Here is a 14934-nt window from a genome sequence, read left to right as displayed (position 1 = left end):
TTGGGCGCACCAATGTTGCGTTATGCAAGTCTCGTCGGTGCGCCAAGGCGCACCCCATGGACGGCGACTTGGTGGGCCTGTGGCCCACCATCGCGCCACATCGGTGGGCGACACGTCCACCCTACGAAGCATCGCCGCGGCCACCATCACGAGCCCCTAGCCAACGGATTCACCATGCACCGGCCTCGTAGGGTGGGGCCTGTGGCCCACCATCGCGCCACATCGGTGGGCGTGACCCACCCTACGAAGCATCGCCGCGGCCACCATCACGAGCCCCTAGCCAACGGATTCACCATGCACCGGCCTCGTAGGGTGGGCCTGTGGCCCACCATCGAGCACCATCGGTGGGCGTGACCCACCCTACGAAGCATCGCCGCGGCCACCATCACGAGCCCCTAGCCAACGGATTCACCATGCTCCGGCCTCGTAGGGTGGGCCTGTGGCCCACCATCGCGCCACATCGCTGGGCGACACGTCACCCTATGACGCATCCTAGCTAGCGGCCCGCGATCACGCCCCCTTAGCCAACGGCTTCACCCTGAACCAGGCCGCATAAAGGGCCGGCAGGAACAACAGGGTCAACACCGTGGCCACCATCAATCCGCCCATGATCGCCACTGCCATCGGTCCGAAGAACACGCTGCGCGACAGCGGGATCATCGCCAACACAGCCGCCAGTGCGGTGAGCACAATCGGGCGGAAGCGGCGCACCGTGGCTTCGATCACCGCCTTGGCCGGCTCCAGTCCATGGGCGATGTCCTGTTCGATCTGATCCACCAGGATCACCGAATTGCGCATGATCATGCCGGATAGCGCAATCGTGCCGAGCATCGCCACAAAGCCGAATGGCACCTGGAACACCAACAGGAACAGCACCACGCCAATCAAGCCCAGCGGCGCGGTCAGGAACACCATCAGGGTGCGCGACATCGAGCGCAGCTGCAGCATTAGCAAGCTCAGCACCACCAGCACGAACAGCGGCACGCCGGCGTTCACCGAACGCTGGCCGCGGGCGGAATCCTCCACTGTGCCGCCGACATCCAGGCGATAGCCATCCGGCAAGCCGCTGCGTTCAGCCTCAAGCACCGGCATCAATTCCTGCACCACGCTGGCCGGCTGCTGTTCGCCGTAAATGTCGGCGCGCACCGTTACCGTGGGCAGACGGTCGCGATGCCAGATCACCCCTTCTTCGAACACGTAGTCCAGGGTGGCGATCTGCGACAGCGGGATGCTCTGCCCGCTGGCGGTTGGCACCGACAGACTGCCGATCAGGCTCATGCGTCGGCGCTCTTCCTCCGGGCCGCGCAGCAGGATCTCAATTTGTTCGTTGCCTTCCAGAAAGTAGCTGACGTGCGAGCCGGACAAGGAACCGCGGATGAACTGTGCCACCTGGGCCGAGCTCACCCCCAGGGCGCGTGCGCGCTCCTGGTCGATCTCAACGCGAATGGCCTTGCTCGGCTCTTCCCAATCTAGGCTGACATTGGTCAGCGCCCGGTGATCTCGAATCTGATCGGCCACCCGGCGCGCGATGCGCCGCACTTCGTCAATATGCTCGCCACTAACACGGAGTTGGATCGGGAAGCCGACCGGCGGGCCATTCTCCAAGCGCGTCACGCGGCCCTGCAAGGTCGGAAACTGCTCAGGCAGAATATCGATCAGCCAGCGACGCAGCGCCTCGCGACTTTCGATATCCTCGGTCAGGATGACGAACTGGGCAAAGTTGGCCGCTGGCAGCTGCTGATCCAGCGGCAGGTAGAAGCGCGGTGAGCCGGTGCCGACATAGGACACATAGTTCTCGATGCCTTCCTTGCCTTCGAGCAAGGCCTCGAGTTTCTTGACCTCGGCTTCCGTTGAGCGCAGCGAGCTGCCCTCGGCCAGACGCATGTCGACCATCAGCTCCAGGCGCGTTGAAGAGGGGAAGAACTGCTGCGGCACAAAGCGGAACAGTGCCACCGAGCCGACGAACAGGCCGATGGTCAGGCCGATCACCAGCCAGCGCCGCCGCACACACCAGTCGATTACCTGGCGGAAGCGGCTGTAGAACCTGGTTTGATAGGGATCGTGCCCCTCGCCGCCATGGCCGTGCCCCTTGGCCGGCAGCAGGCGTTCGCCGAGATAGGGTACGAACACCACGGCGGCAATCCAGGACACTATCAAGGCCAGGGTGACCACCTGGAAAATCGAGCGAGTGTATTCGCCGGTGCCACTTTGTGCCGTGGCAATCGGCAGAAAGCCGGCCGCCGTCACCAGGGTGCCGGTGAGCATCGGAAAGGCAGTCGTTTCCCAGGCAAAGCCGGCGGCACGCAGGCGATCGAAGCCCTGTTCGATCTTCACCGCCATCATTTCCACCGCGATGATGGCGTCGTCGACCAACAGGCCCAGTGCCAGCACCAGCGCACCCAGCGAGATCTTGTGCAGGCCGATGCCGAAGTACTGCATGCTGGCGAAGGTCATGGCTAGAACCAGCGGGATCGACAAGGCCACCACCAGACCGGTACGGAATCCCAGCGAGAAGAAGCTGACCAGCAACACGATCGCCACCGCCTCGGCCAGCACCTGCACGAATTCGCCGACCGAGGCCTTCACTGCGGCGGGCTGGTCGCTGACCTTGCGCAGCTCAAGGCCGATCGGCAGGGTTTGCTGTAGCTGATCGAATTCCTTTTCCAGTGCTCTGCCCAGCTGAATGATGTCGCCGCCCTTGCGCATCGACACCGCCAGGCCGATGGCGTCTTCGCCAAACAGGCGCATGCGCGGGGCCGGTGGATCGGAGAAGCCACGTTTCACCTCGGCCACATCGCCGATGCGGAAGGTGCGGTCACCCACCCGAATGGGAAAGCCGCGAATCTCTTCCACCGAGCTGAAGCGCCCGCTAACACGTAGTTGCACCCGCTCGCTGTTGGTTTCGAAGAAGCCGGCGCCAATCACCGCATTCTGCTCGTTCAGCGCCTGCTGAACCGCTGGCAAGGCCACGCCAAGCAGGGCCAGCTTGGTGTTGCTGATCTCGATCCAGATCTTCTCGTCCTGCAGGCCGATCAGTTCGACCTTGGCCACATCCGGCACCCGTTGCAGTTCCAGCTGCAGGCGCTCGGCATAGTCCTTCATCGTGGCGTAATCGAAACCTTCGCCAGTCAGCGCGTAGATGTTGCCGTAGGTGTCGCCGAACTCATCATCAAAGAATGGCCCGACCACGCCCTGGGGTAGGGTGTGTTTGATATCGCCGACCTTCTTGCGGATCTGGTACCAGAGATCGGGAATGTGCTCGGAGACCATGCCGTCGGGTGCCACATACATCACCTGCGAGATGCCGGGGCGCGAGAACGAGCGGATGAACTCGTATTGCCCGGTCTGCATGAGCTTCTTTTCGATCGGCTCGGTGACCAGGCGTGACATTTCTTCCGCGGTCGCTCCCGGCCACAGGGTGCGCACCACCATCACCTTGAAGGTGAACGGCGGGTCTTCGCTTTGCCCAAGCCGGGTGTAGGAGAAGGCGCCAACAATGGCCAGCACCAGCATGCTGAACAGCACCAGTGAGCGGTTTTTCAGCGCCCATTCGGAGAGATTGAATCGCGAGGCCACGGGCGACTCCTTAACCTGCCGGTGCGTCGGCGGACGGGTCGGCCTGCAATGGCCGGTTGTCGTAGTCGACCGGCCGCACCGGCTGACCTTCCTGCAGCAGATGTACGCCGGCTGCCACCACCCAGTCACCGGCCTCGATGCCCGAGGTCACCGGTACCTGTTCATCGAGAAAGGCACTGATCTGCACTTCGCGCCGGTGCACGGTCGAGGTGTCCGGATTGACCACCCACACGTAGTGACGCCCGGCATCGGCGGTGACTGCCGGCAGCGGTACGGCCAGCGCCTGGGCGCCATTCAGGGCAAAGATGGCGCGGGCACTCTGGCCGAGCTCGATGCCACTACTGTCGCCTTCGATCTCCACCCGTGCGGCATAGGTGCGTGCGCCGGCGTCGGCCGCCGGCGACAGCTCGTGCAGTCGCCCGGCGATACGCTGATCAGGCTTTGACCACAGGCTGATCAATACCGGCTGGCCGACCTTGTAGTTATCGATGCCGAACTCCGGCAGGCTGATCGAGATTTCGCGTTCGCCATCGGCGGCGAGGACGAACACGGGCTGGCCGGCGGCCACCACTTGGCCGGCTTCGGCGTTGCGCTGGGCGATGACGCCATCGCGATCGGCACGCAGCTTGGCATAGCTGGCCTGGTTCTGCGCCACGTCGACCTGCGCCTTGGCCTGCTCACGGCGCGCCAAGGCGGCCTGGAACTGGCTCTCACGGGCGTCGAACAGGCTTTCGCTGATCAGCTGTCGATCCAGCAAGGATTTGTGCCGATCGCGTTCGTTGCGGGCCAGGGCCAGATCGGCCTCAGCCGCGGCCAATTGCGCACGCGCCGATCCGGCCTGCAGCTTGAGATCATCGGGATCGAGTTCGGCCAGTACCTGGCCCTTTACCACGCGGTCGCCCATGTCGACGTGGCGCGTTGCCAGCTTGCCGCCGACGCGAAAGCTGAGTGCGCTCTCGGTGCGTGCGTGCACCTCGCCCGGAAACACCGCAAAGCGCGACTGCACCGGCTGCGGCTTGACCACCAGGGCCGGCCGCGGTCGTGATTCGGCGTCATCCTGTGGGCTGCAGGCAGCGAGCAGCAGGCTGCCCGACAGGATCAGGGCCATCGAGAGAAGGCTAAATTGCGACGAGCGTCGGGCCATGGGGGAGGTCCCTGGTGGTTAGTGAACTGGCCGGTATACTAAAATTAAAAAACCGAGCAGTCCACTATTCAGTCAAGTTCGGCTATGCTGAATTCAGTCATAGGTTCAGGTCCGCATTGCGATGCGTGATCGTTCTCACACTTTGAGCATCATGCCATCTTCCAAGCCCGCCCGAAAAACATCCCGTTCCACCTTGCAGGCAACGTCGAGCGCCGTTGCCAAGCCGCGTCAGAATCGTGCATTGGCGCAGGATGCCGATCGCGCCGCCGGGCCTGGTCGACCAAAAGATCTGGAAAAGCGCGCCGCCATTCTCGATGCCGCCAAGCGCCTGTTTCCCGAGCGCGGCTACGAAGGGGTCAGCATGGAGGCGATCGCAGCTGAAGCCGGCGTTTCCAAGCTCACTGTCTACAACCACTTTCAGGACAAGGAAACGCTGTTCAGTGAGGCGGTCAAATGCCGCTGCGAGGAACAGCTGCCGCATCGTCTGTTCGAGGTCGACCTGCAGGCTTCGCCGCTGCGCGAGGTACTGCTGGAAATCGGCCGCGCATTTCATGCCCTGATCACCAGTGAAGAGGCGGTCCAGCTGCACCGCACCCTGGCCGCCCGCGCGCTCACCGATACGCGATTGGCGACCTTGTTCTATGAAGCCGGCCCGCGTCGGACCGTGCTGGAGTTCGAAACCTTCCTGCGCCGGGCGGTCAAGCTGGGCCTGCTCAAGATCGACGACCCGCATCGCGCTGCCGGGCACTTCTTCTGCCTGCTGAAAGGCGAGGATTTCTCCCGCCTGGTCGTGGGCTGCTGCGACAGCCTGCCGCGCGCCGCCTGCGCCGCGCATGTGGACAGCGTGGTCGATCTGTTCCTGCGCGCCTACGCCCGCAAATCGTAACCATAGGGTGCGCCAACGCCGCGCACGAGCTAGATGGTGGGCGACACGCCCACCCTACGCCAGCGCGGGTCGCCGTTCGTAGGGTGGGCCTATGGCCCACCATCACACCGCACCGACGTAGGGTGGGCCGTTCGACAGGCTCACGACAGGCCTGTGGCCCACCGGCGCAAGACCGGACGTCAGCGCCAATCCGAAGGTTACGATGGTGGGCGACACGCCCACCCTACGCCAGCGCGGCTCGCCCTTCGTAGGGTGGGCCTATGGCCCACCATCACACCGCACCGACGTAGGGTGGGCAGTTCGACAGGCTCACGACGGGCCGTTCGACAGGCTCACGACAGGCCTGTGGCCCACCGGCGCAAGACCCGACGTCAGCGCAAATCCGAAGGTTACGATGGTGGGCGACACGCCCACCCTACGCCAGCGCGGCTCGCCCTTCGTAGGGTGGGCCTATGGCCCACCATCACACCGCACCGACGTAGGGTGGGCCGTTCGACAGGCTCACGACAGGCCGTTCGACAGGCTCACGACAGGCCGTTCGACAGGCTCACGACAGGCCGTTCGACAGGCTCACGACAGGCCGTTCGACAGGCTCACGACAGGCCGTTCGACAAGCTCACGACAGGCCTGTGGCCCACCATCGCCTCCTATGGCCGCCAGCGCAAACTTAACCGTAGGCTCCACAACGGATCATTTTCCAGCGGCCCACCATCGCGTCGCACGTCCAGCGGCACATACAGCAGCTCAGCCCCGAAGCGCCAGGTTCCCGAGTTCTGCTGCGCGCCCAAGGCAAAATAGGGCATCTGACCGCGATTGATCAGCCGAATCCGCTCGATATAACTCTCCAGTTGCGCATTCACCTGCACTTCTGGCTCATAACGCACCGTTCCGCCGGTCAAATGGGCCTCCCAGTCAGCGAATCGCCAACTGCCGGTAGCTTCCAGACCGTAGTAGCTAAGCGCGATCCGATCATCCGACGGCCTGGCACATCGAAACGGATTGGCCTCGACATCGCGGCCGACCAGATGATCGGAGCAGGTGATATCGCCCCGCGCCGCGCCATGCTGGCCCAGTGCACGCAATGACAATGCGGCGCGTTCGCCGACGCTGAAGCGCTTGCCGACGGCAGCGGCGAACAAGTCAACCGGCTTGGCGCCATCGATCTCCAGCGGCGGTGTGTAACCCAGCTCGGCAACCCACCCGCCGGGCAAGCCCATCCAGCCGCGAACCCGGCCAAATATCGGCGACTTGTTCAGATCTTCCTGCTTGATTCCGCCCAGGCCAACCTCCTGCTGCCTGGCCGACAGACTGGGAATATGCCCCAGCTCCCCCGCCAACAGCCACTCGCCGGGCGCCAGCTCGGGCAGGGCACCGAACCCGGTCATCAAACTGCTGGCCCCCACATAACGCACCGCCCAGCCTTCCTCGCTGTGCACGCCGACCCGATCGACCCCTTCACTCACCGGCAGCGACTGCGCTGGCAGCACCGGCGACGTCAGCAACAGCCAGGTGCCCGTAATCCAGGCATTGAACGGCTTTGGCATCGGCGAGTCACCCCCACAACGGATCGCCCCGAGTATACGTCCCCCCTCCCAACCTTCCCCTCCGGCGCTTCGCGCCGCAAGGGGAGGGGCCGAAGCACAAATCTTGAACCGAAGTGAGCAGGCCCCCGTGGGAGAGGGGTTGGGGTGAGGGCCGGGTGTCCTCACGTCCGATTCATAGCCCGTCCGCTTCGGCATAGCCGCGCGCGTAGCTTCGCCCGACCCTCACCCCCGTCCCCCCTCCCGGGAGAGACCGATGTGTGGCGATCTTCGCCGCACCGGCTGGCGACCCGGAACTCCCTCCCCGATGTTCGACGAGGGCTAGATAGGGGGGCAAGCGCACCTGAGCCAATCACGCCACAACGCCCGCAACGCGAGCCCGCTCGCTCAAACTCTCATCTGACTCGCCTCCAACCCCGCTTCATGTTGAAATGCACCCCTGAAGCAGGGGTGCCCATCCACCAGGTCGGGCTGAGAGAGTCCCTTGGCACCTGATGCGGTTCGCACCGCCGTAGGGAGCTTCGAGCTCGCCTCTGCTTCGTCCCCGTACCGTAGGAACGAAGCCATGAATGCCCAACCGTCTGACGTTTTCCTTGCCACCCAGGCCCTGTCGGCCGATGTCACCCGCCCGATTGCCGGGTCGCGCAAGGTCTATGTTCAGGGCTCGCGGCCCGATCTTCAGGTGCCGATGCGCGAAGTACAGCTGGCCGATACGCCGAAAATGTTCGGCGCCGACAAGAACGCGCCGTTCACCGTCTACGACACCTCCGGCCCGTACACTGATCCAGCTGCCGATATCGACCTCACCGCCGGCCTCGCGGCGCTGCGCGCTCAATGGATTGCCGAACGCGGCGATACCGAGCAGCTCGCCACCCTTAGCTCGCAGTTTGGCCTGAAGCGCGCCGCCGACCCCAAGCTGGCGGAAGTGCGTTTCCCCGGCGAGCGTCGCCCGTTGCGCGCCAAGGCTGGCATGAACGTCAGCCAGATGCACTACGCCAAGCGCGGCATCATCACGCCGGAGATGGAATACATCGCCATTCGCGAGAATCAGAAGCTGGAGGCCATCCGCGAAGCTCATTTGCTCAAGCAGCATCCGGGCGAGGACTTCGGCGCCCACCTGCCAAAGCTGATCACCCCTGAATTCGTGCGCGACGAAGTCGCTCGCGGCCGCGCCATCATTCCCAACAACATCAACCACCCGGAATCGGAGCCGATGATCATCGGTCGCAACTTCCTGGTGAAGATCAATGCCAATATCGGCAACTCGGCGGTCACCAGCTCGATTGCCGAAGAAGTCGAAAAGATGGTCTGGGCGATCCGCTGGGGTGCCGACACGGTGATGGATCTCAGCACCGGCAAGCATATTCACGAAACCCGCGAATGGATTCTGCGCAACTCGCCGGTGCCGATCGGCACCGTGCCGATCTATCAGGCGCTGGAAAAAGTCGACGGTCGCGCCGAAGAGCTGACCTGGGAGATTTTCCGCGACACCTTGATCGAACAGGCCGAGCAGGGCGTGGACTACTTCACCATCCATGCCGGCGTGCGCCTGCCCTATATCCCGCTCACCGCCAAGCGCGTCACCGGCATCGTCTCGCGCGGCGGCTCGATCATGGCCAAATGGTGCCTGGCCCATCACAAGGAAAGCTTCCTCTACACCCACTTCGAGGAAATCTGCGAGATCATGAAGGCCTACGACGTAGCCTTCTCGCTCGGCGACGGCCTGCGCCCCGGCAGCATCGCCGATGCCAACGACCGCGCCCAGTTCGCCGAACTCGAAACCCTGGGCGAGCTGACCCAGATTGCGTGGAAACACGATGTTCAGACCATGATCGAAGGCCCGGGTCACGTGCCGATGCAGCTGATCAAGGAGAACATGGACAAGCAGCTGCGCGAATGCGGTGAGGCGCCGTTCTACACCCTCGGCCCCTTAACCACCGACATCGCCCCCGGCTACGACCACATCACCAGCGCGATCGGCGCAGCGATGATCGGCTGGTACGGCACCGCCATGCTCTGCTACGTCACCCCGAAGGAGCATCTCGGCCTGCCGAACAAACAGGATGTTCGCGACGGCATCGTCACCTACAAGATTGCCGCCCATGCAGCCGATCTCGCCAAGGGGCATCCCGCCGCCCAGGCCCGCGACAATGCGCTGTCCAAGGCCCGCTTCGAATTCCGCTGGCAAGATCAGTTCAACCTCGGCCTCGATCCAGAGAAAGCCAAGGAATTCCACGACGAAACCCTGCCCAAAGAGGCGCACAAACAGGCGCATTTCTGCTCCATGTGCGGCCCCAACTTCTGTTCGATGAAGATCACTCAGGACGTCCGCGACTTCGCCGCCGAAAAGGGGTTGAACGAAGACGAGGCGCTGGCCAAGGGCATGGAAGAAAAAGCCGCCGAGTTCCGCGCCAAGGGGGCTGAGGTGTATCAGCCGGAGTAGGAATGGTTAGCGCGAATTCACTGTTTGAACGAACGACCTCTACACTCACTCTGCATTCCACCTGACTGCCACCTTGCAGATTCATTTCGGTAGCGAGCATGAAAACGTCCAAAGCGCTGTTCACCGTCCTCCTTCTGTGTCTGCCTTTGCTCGCCTCAGCGCGGGAGCCGAAGATTTACCGTGCACCGCTCGAAGGCACGGTGGTTATCGACACTGACGGCAGTGTAATGGACGTTACGTTTGAGACTTCGCTGGGGGACAATTTTGACGCCGCGCTTACCCAGAAGATCAGCAGGTGGGTACTTCAGCCGGTTCTCTCTGATGGCAAGCCGGCAGTGGCCGTGGCCTATGTCAGCTTATGGCTGCAAGCAGACTTAAGTAGTCAGGAAGTTCGAATCGAAAATTTCCGCTTGCGCGAACCTCCTAGCGGGAAACGATCAAAGACGGATCCAAATCGTCCTGCCCCGGTTTACCCAAGAGAATCCTCGGTGCGCCGCTTCGGCGCAGAAATCGTGCTCAACGTTCGAATTGACGAGAACGGAGTCGTAAAAGAGACCAGTTCGGAGAGCGGTTGGCTAACCGGGCCGAGAACTTCGACAAGCGAAAGGAAGCGGCATTTTGGGATTTTCGTAAAGGCTGCCGAAAGCGCCGTAAAAAAATGGTCCTTCCCAGAGTTGGCCGCCGAAGGGCATGAGGTCCTTCAATTACCGGTATATTTCGTGTTGCGGGCGTCGGGGGCTTGGCGGCCCGCGTATCGAGTTGACGTCGAGCCGGCGCCCTGGGTCATTGCCCATCAAGGCCAGCCGATAGCTAAGCTCGACAATGATGGCGAGCTTGAAAGTGAACGATTCAGGCTGGTTAGTGGATTTGATCGCTAGTCTTCAGCTGGGCTCGATGACCATGAAAGACAAAACCATCATCGCCAAAGCCGGCATCAGCTTCGGCTCGGCCCTGGCCATCGCCATTTCCTGGCACGCGCATCAAAGCATCCTCTGGGCGATCATCCACGGCCTGTTTTCCTGGTTCTATGTGATCTATTTCGCATTCACACGCTAGCTCGCGATGTCCAGCACTGAACCTGCGCGTCCCGCTCGACTCGATGCCCGGCAGCTGCTGAGCGAGTGGGGGCAAGAACTATTCAGTCTGGACCGCGGCCTGTTATGGACGATTGCGCAACTGGTAGTTCGACCAGGTCAACTGATCCGCCTTTATGTTGATTGGCGAGATCCCCGGATCGTCAGGCCGAGTCGTCTGTTGCTGGTGCTATTTGCCATCGCGGCATTGATGTGGCAGGCAGATGGCGTGGGTGAAGATTTCTTCGCAGGCTTTTTTGGCCAACTAGAAGCCAGCCATATGAACGCGCAGGTGATTGGCGCCGCTCAGTGGGTGCTGAATCACTTCAGCTTGCTACTCACTTTGCTCTGGGCACCGGCGACCGGCGGCGCCGTTCAACAATGCTATCGCTCGCTCAACTTGAATCTGGCCGAGTCCCTGGTGTTCGGCTTGTACACCCTGTGTCTGTTCGTGCCTTTGCAGTTGCTGGTCTGGGTCTTGGTTGCGTGGGCTGCCGAGTGGGTCTACTTGATCTACCTATTGCCACTGCTGGTCATTACCCACGCCGCCTATGGATACGCGCGAGCCGACGGTTTCGGCTGGGCGCGGGCCCTGTTGTGTGGCGTACTGGCGCAAGTCGTCTTGTTCTTGGGCCTGCTAAGTGGCCTGTTCGCCCTGGCCGCGTTCGCCCACTTGATTCCCTAGGGAATCTCTGAACAAGTTCAGAGTTTCCCGCGGTGCAAGGATGCACCGCCGCGATCAACAACGTACGTTGTTGATCAGCGTATTCGAGCGAAGCTCGACGTAGCCGCGGAGCGGCCGAAACGAGTTCGGATTCGTGCCGAACTCGGCGCGTCTGAAAATTCCAGGATGGACTTGTTCAGGCCTTCCCTAGTGCAGTCGTGCTGGCCGACCGCGCCTGCGTGAGGCTATGCCGCGCAAACTACCGGCTGTGTCACGCTAGAGCTGGTGCGAGCGTCGAACATCGACAGTAAGGGATGGCTACCGGCTCGAATGGTAGAATCTCAGTCTGACCCGCCGTGTCGGCGCTGAACAGGAGAGTCACGTGAAAGTAGCTGGACTCGACAACAAGCATCGCCGCGCCCGCGTGTGGCTGCGGGTCGTTTCGTATTTTCTGGCCGCAGCAGCGCTGATCACGCTTTCGCTGATGTGGTGGTGGGATTACGAGCCCGAACCCTTCGATGTGGCCAAGGCTGCCCAGCAACGTGCCGCAGCTGACGGCCGACCGGTGGTCGTAGGCACGGCGACCACGGTCGCCCTGATCGACGTCGGCAACACCCTGCTCGACAAACGCGGCGGCTACCTGTCGAACGACTTCGGCCCACCCGGCGTATTGATGGACAATGTTCCCAACTGGGAGTTTGGTGCGCTGATCCAGGTACGAGACTTGGCCAAGGCCTTCCGCAACGAGTTCTCGCGCTCGCAGACCCAGAGCACCGAAGACGTGGATTTGCTCGAAGCCGATCCGCTGTTCTCCACTCCCAGCGATCGTTGGCTGCTGCCCGCCTCGGAAGGTCAGTACCGCAAGGCCATTGGCCACATGGAGGCCTACCTCGATCGTCTCAGCGATGCCGACGAATACAACGCCCAGTTCTTCGCCCGCGCCGACAATCTGGCCGACTGGCTGGCCGTGGTGGAGAAGCGTCTTGGCTCGCTGTCGCAGCGCCTCTCCGCCAGTGTCGGTCAGGAGCGCATCGACACCGACCTTGCCGGCGACAAGGATGCCCAGCAGTCCACCCCCGGCGAAAGTCCCCGTGTAGTGAAAACCCCCTGGTCGAAAGTCGATGATGTGTTTTATGAAGCTCGCGGCTCAGTCTGGGCACTCAGCCACTTCCTGCGCGCCGTTGAAGTCGACTTCGAGCCTGTGCTGCGCGACAAGAACGCTTTGGTCTCGCTGAGGCAGATCATCCGCGAACTCGAAGAGGCGCAGCAGCCTTTGTCATCGCCGATCGTGCTCAACGGCTCACCCTACGGCTTCTTCGCGAACCACAGCTTGGTGATGGCCAACTACATCTCGCGCGCCAACGCCGCCGTCATCGATCTGCGCAAACTGCTGGAGCGCGGCTAACGCTTTGAAAGCCCCTCCCCCGTGGCGGGGGAGGGGTTGGGGAGAGGGGGAAGCCGAGCGAGTCATACAAGAAGCGCACCCGCGAACGCGGGTAGCCACGGCTGCAGACGGCCAATATCAATCCCCCCCGGCATCAAACATCTGCATCATCTCCGTGCAGATTTGATCCGACGAGCGTTGTAGCCGCCAGCCCTTGATTCGCGAAGACATCCTCCGTGGCAAACGCGATGCGCTGGTTGCCATCGATAAAGGGATGATTGATGGCAAGGCTCTCCATCAGGGCGGCCGCTTCCGCCACAACATCTTCGTAGTAGCCGGTCTGAGGCCGAAATAGCGCCGACTTTAACAGGCTGGAAAAACTCCTTCCGGGAGTTTTTCCAGCGCAAACGGTCGCGGCGAAGCCGCGCCACCTTTGCCGGAAATCAAACACGTACGCGTTTGATTTTCGCGCGCGCCGTCCTTGGCGCGCAAAAAGCAGGCGGGTGAAATCAGTCTCAGCAGCCTGCTAATGCCCCTGGGTCGCGCAAGCCCGGCGCGCCACCGTAGCGCTGGATGAGCGCCGTGTGCATGCCAAGTACATCGGCCACCGTCAGGAAATCGCGTGGCACAGCCTACTTCGCCAGCTGGCGATAGAGATGATCAAACTCTTCCAGGCTTGTCGCGAATGACGTCATGACGTGTCGCCGCGGGGACTCGGACTGTTGACGGTCGATATACTCCCGCAGCGCATCATCGAGCACGGCCTGAAACTGCCGACCTTGGACTTCGGCAATCTTGCGCAGCGCCGCCAACACTTCGGGCGCAGCCTGTGAGGCGAACTTTTCGCGAAGAACTCGGGCCATGGCGAGTATCTTGATCTGTCTTGATGGGACATCATGCCGCAACCCTGGAACCGCTTCCCCCGACACCGCCCATTCGCGAGGTTCGCCTGAAGACCGCGTCACCGCCGCCAAACGCCGCGGCCAAACACTACGTCTGGCTCGATGCCCTGCGCGGCTTTGCGGCGTTGAGCGTGCTGTTCTTCCACCTCGTGGCGATCGGCAAGGTGCCGCTGCCGGCGATCGGCCCGCTCATCTGGTTTCACGCCGGCTTCTGGGGTGTGGATCTGTTCTTTGCCATCAGCGGCGCGGTAATGGTGATCTCGATTGCGCAACTCCAGGCGCGCTACGGCGAGGCCTGGCGGCGACCGTTCTGGCGTCGTCGCGTGGCGCGGGTGATGCCGCTCTACCTGCTGACCTGTATCGCCTTCGTGCTCTTCGTGGCGCCCGAGCAACTGACCGCGCCCGATCGCCTGTTCCAGCTGATCACCCATCTACTGATGGTGCACAACTGGTTCCCCGCGGCCCACGGTGCCATCAATGGCCCGAGCTGGAGTCTCGGCGTGGAGATGCAGTTCTACGCCCTGTTGTTGCTGATCGGTGGGCCGCTGCTGCGAGTGCGTTTGGCCCTGCTGCTGGCCAGTTGTCTGCTGATCTCGCTGCTCTGGCGGTTCGGGCTTTGGTGGTTGCACGTACGTCCCGAAGGCGCCGACCCCGGGCTGTTGGTGTTCTACGTCTCCACCCAGCTGCCGGGCGTGTTGATCACCTTCGGCGGCGGCATGCTGGCCGGGCGCTTCGCCCTGACCACCCGCAGCGCCTGGAGCTGGCGCCGCGCCCTGCTGATGCTGCTGCCGGTGGTGCTGGCCTGGACCGTGGTTCTGCAGTGGATTCTTGTCCTGGTAACCGATCCAGGCCAAGGCCTGAACCAGCCACGCGGCTTGATCGCCCTGTACGGCGGCGTTGCCCTTGCCGCCGGCCTCAGCGTGCACTGGGCGCTGCGTGCACCCAACCCCGGCGCCGCGCTATCGCGCCACTCAAAGCGTCTCGGCGACCTCAGCTACGGCATCTATCTCTGGCATATGGGCGTGCTGTTGCTGGCCCAGCGCTGGCTGGCCGACACCCCGTGGCAACTGGCAGCGGTGGTCGTGATCGCCACCTTCGCCCTCTCGGCCCTCTCCTGGCATTGGCTGGAACGCCCCGTCATGCGCTGGGCCCGCGGCCACCGTAGCACCGCCCCCGCGGTGGGAAAGGGCCCCTGGTAGCAGGTATCAGCGGCGCGTCACCGCCGCCATAGGCGCCGCAGGCCCTCACGCTCAAAGCCCCTCCCCCCTGGAGGGGGAGGGGTTGGGGAGAGGGGGATGACCCCGCCGCAACCCAAACAATC

Annotated in this window: 12 protein-coding genes and 1 riboswitch; of the genes, 7 read left to right on the top strand and 5 right to left on the bottom strand. The window is 62.8% G+C overall.

The window, feature by feature from the left end; all coding sequences use genetic code 11:
- Positions 1 to 510: 510 nt before the first annotated feature.
- Both IFO71_RS04065 and IFO71_RS04060 read right to left on the bottom strand, forming a co-directional pair.
- Positions 511 to 3576, bottom strand: coding sequence for an efflux RND transporter permease subunit (locus tag IFO71_RS04065; RefSeq protein WP_332309313.1), 3066 nt, complete (start codon positions 3574 to 3576; stop codon positions 511 to 513).
- A 10-nt stretch (positions 3577 to 3586) separates the two neighbouring features.
- A complete protein-coding gene (locus IFO71_RS04060; protein WP_192028257.1) occupies positions 3587 to 4720 on the bottom strand; it encodes an efflux RND transporter periplasmic adaptor subunit in 1134 nt (377 codons plus the stop codon).
- Positions 4721 to 4871: 151 nt separating this feature from the next.
- Between IFO71_RS04060 and IFO71_RS04055 the strand changes: the two genes are divergently transcribed.
- Positions 4872 to 5606 carry a TetR/AcrR family transcriptional regulator gene (locus IFO71_RS04055; RefSeq protein WP_192028256.1) on the top strand — a complete coding sequence of 245 codons (735 nt, stop codon included), beginning with the start codon at positions 4872 to 4874 and terminating at the stop codon, positions 5604 to 5606.
- Positions 5607 to 6253: 647 nt separating this feature from the next.
- On the opposite strand, the gene IFO71_RS04050 is transcribed toward IFO71_RS04055, so the two are convergent.
- Positions 6254 to 7150: a hypothetical protein gene (locus tag IFO71_RS04050; protein ID WP_192028255.1), complete on the bottom strand. Its 897-nt coding sequence runs from the start codon at positions 7148 to 7150 to the stop codon at positions 6254 to 6256.
- 433 nt (positions 7151 to 7583) lie between these two features.
- Positions 7584 to 7682: riboswitch (TPP riboswitch) on the top strand.
- 30 nt (positions 7683 to 7712) lie between these two features.
- Here IFO71_RS04050 and thiC point away from each other — a divergent pair.
- The 5 genes from thiC (at position 7713) to IFO71_RS04025 (ending at position 12732) form a co-directional block, all read left to right on the top strand.
- On the top strand, positions 7713 to 9590 hold the full coding sequence (gene thiC, locus IFO71_RS04045; RefSeq protein WP_192028254.1) for a phosphomethylpyrimidine synthase ThiC: 1878 nt from the start codon (positions 7713 to 7715) through the stop codon (positions 9588 to 9590).
- A 98-nt stretch (positions 9591 to 9688) separates the two neighbouring features.
- A complete protein-coding gene (locus IFO71_RS04040; protein WP_192028253.1) occupies positions 9689 to 10468 on the top strand; it encodes an energy transducer TonB in 780 nt (259 codons plus the stop codon).
- A gap of 22 nt (positions 10469 to 10490) precedes the next feature.
- The gene (locus tag IFO71_RS04035; protein ID WP_192028252.1) at positions 10491 to 10646 is read left to right on the top strand and encodes a hypothetical protein; all 156 of its coding nucleotides are present in this window, start codon (positions 10491 to 10493) and stop codon (positions 10644 to 10646) included.
- A gap of 6 nt (positions 10647 to 10652) precedes the next feature.
- Complete coding sequence (locus tag IFO71_RS04030) at positions 10653 to 11348, top strand: DUF3667 domain-containing protein (protein WP_192028251.1); 696 nt, start codon at positions 10653 to 10655, stop codon at positions 11346 to 11348.
- Positions 11349 to 11709: 361 nt separating this feature from the next.
- A complete protein-coding gene (locus IFO71_RS04025; protein WP_332309312.1) occupies positions 11710 to 12732 on the top strand; it encodes a DUF2333 family protein in 1023 nt (340 codons plus the stop codon).
- 133 nt (positions 12733 to 12865) lie between these two features.
- On the opposite strand, the gene IFO71_RS04020 is transcribed toward IFO71_RS04025, so the two are convergent.
- Positions 12866 to 13162 carry a Fic family protein gene (locus IFO71_RS04020; protein ID WP_332309311.1) on the bottom strand — a complete coding sequence of 99 codons (297 nt, stop codon included), beginning with the start codon at positions 13160 to 13162 and terminating at the stop codon, positions 12866 to 12868.
- 181 nt (positions 13163 to 13343) lie between these two features.
- Entirely contained in the window at positions 13344 to 13574 is a 231-nt protein-coding gene (locus IFO71_RS04015; protein ID WP_192028250.1) for a hypothetical protein, read from the bottom strand.
- A 23-nt stretch (positions 13575 to 13597) separates the two neighbouring features.
- Here IFO71_RS04015 and IFO71_RS04010 point away from each other — a divergent pair, with 23 nt between their 5' ends.
- Positions 13598 to 14812 (top strand): acyltransferase family protein, encoded by a 1215-nt coding sequence (locus IFO71_RS04010; protein ID WP_192028249.1) that lies wholly within the window; start codon positions 13598 to 13600, stop codon positions 14810 to 14812.
- Positions 14813 to 14934 lie beyond the last annotated feature (122 nt).

Source organism: Pseudomarimonas arenosa (genome assembly GCF_014841215.1).
GTDB classification, from domain to species: Bacteria; Pseudomonadota; Gammaproteobacteria; order Xanthomonadales; family Xanthomonadaceae; genus Pseudomarimonas; species Pseudomarimonas arenosa.
This window is presented reverse-complemented; position numbering and strand designations above follow the sequence as displayed.

What these genes read in the sequence shown, in the direction of transcription:
- IFO71_RS04035 (WP_192028252.1), top strand. Translation starts at nt 10,491, where the DNA reads ATGAAAGACAAAACCATCATCGCCAAAGCCGGCATCAGCTTCGGCTCG.
- thiC (WP_192028254.1), top strand. Translation starts at nt 7,713, where the DNA reads ATGAATGCCCAACCGTCTGACGTTTTCCTTGCCACCCAGGCCCTGTCG.
- IFO71_RS04030 (WP_192028251.1), top strand. Translation starts at nt 10,653, where the DNA reads ATGTCCAGCACTGAACCTGCGCGTCCCGCTCGACTCGATGCCCGGCAG.
- IFO71_RS04060 (WP_192028257.1), bottom strand. Translation starts at nt 4,720, where the DNA reads ATGGCCCGACGCTCGTCGCAATTTAGCCTTCTCTCGATGGCCCTGATC.
- IFO71_RS04040 (WP_192028253.1), top strand. Translation starts at nt 9,689, where the DNA reads ATGAAAACGTCCAAAGCGCTGTTCACCGTCCTCCTTCTGTGTCTGCCT.
- IFO71_RS04010 (WP_192028249.1), top strand. Translation starts at nt 13,598, where the DNA reads ATGGGACATCATGCCGCAACCCTGGAACCGCTTCCCCCGACACCGCCC.
- IFO71_RS04015 (WP_192028250.1), bottom strand. Translation starts at nt 13,574, where the DNA reads ATGGCCCGAGTTCTTCGCGAAAAGTTCGCCTCACAGGCTGCGCCCGAA.
- IFO71_RS04050 (WP_192028255.1), bottom strand. Translation starts at nt 7,150, where the DNA reads ATGCCAAAGCCGTTCAATGCCTGGATTACGGGCACCTGGCTGTTGCTG.
- IFO71_RS04055 (WP_192028256.1), top strand. Translation starts at nt 4,872, where the DNA reads ATGCCATCTTCCAAGCCCGCCCGAAAAACATCCCGTTCCACCTTGCAG.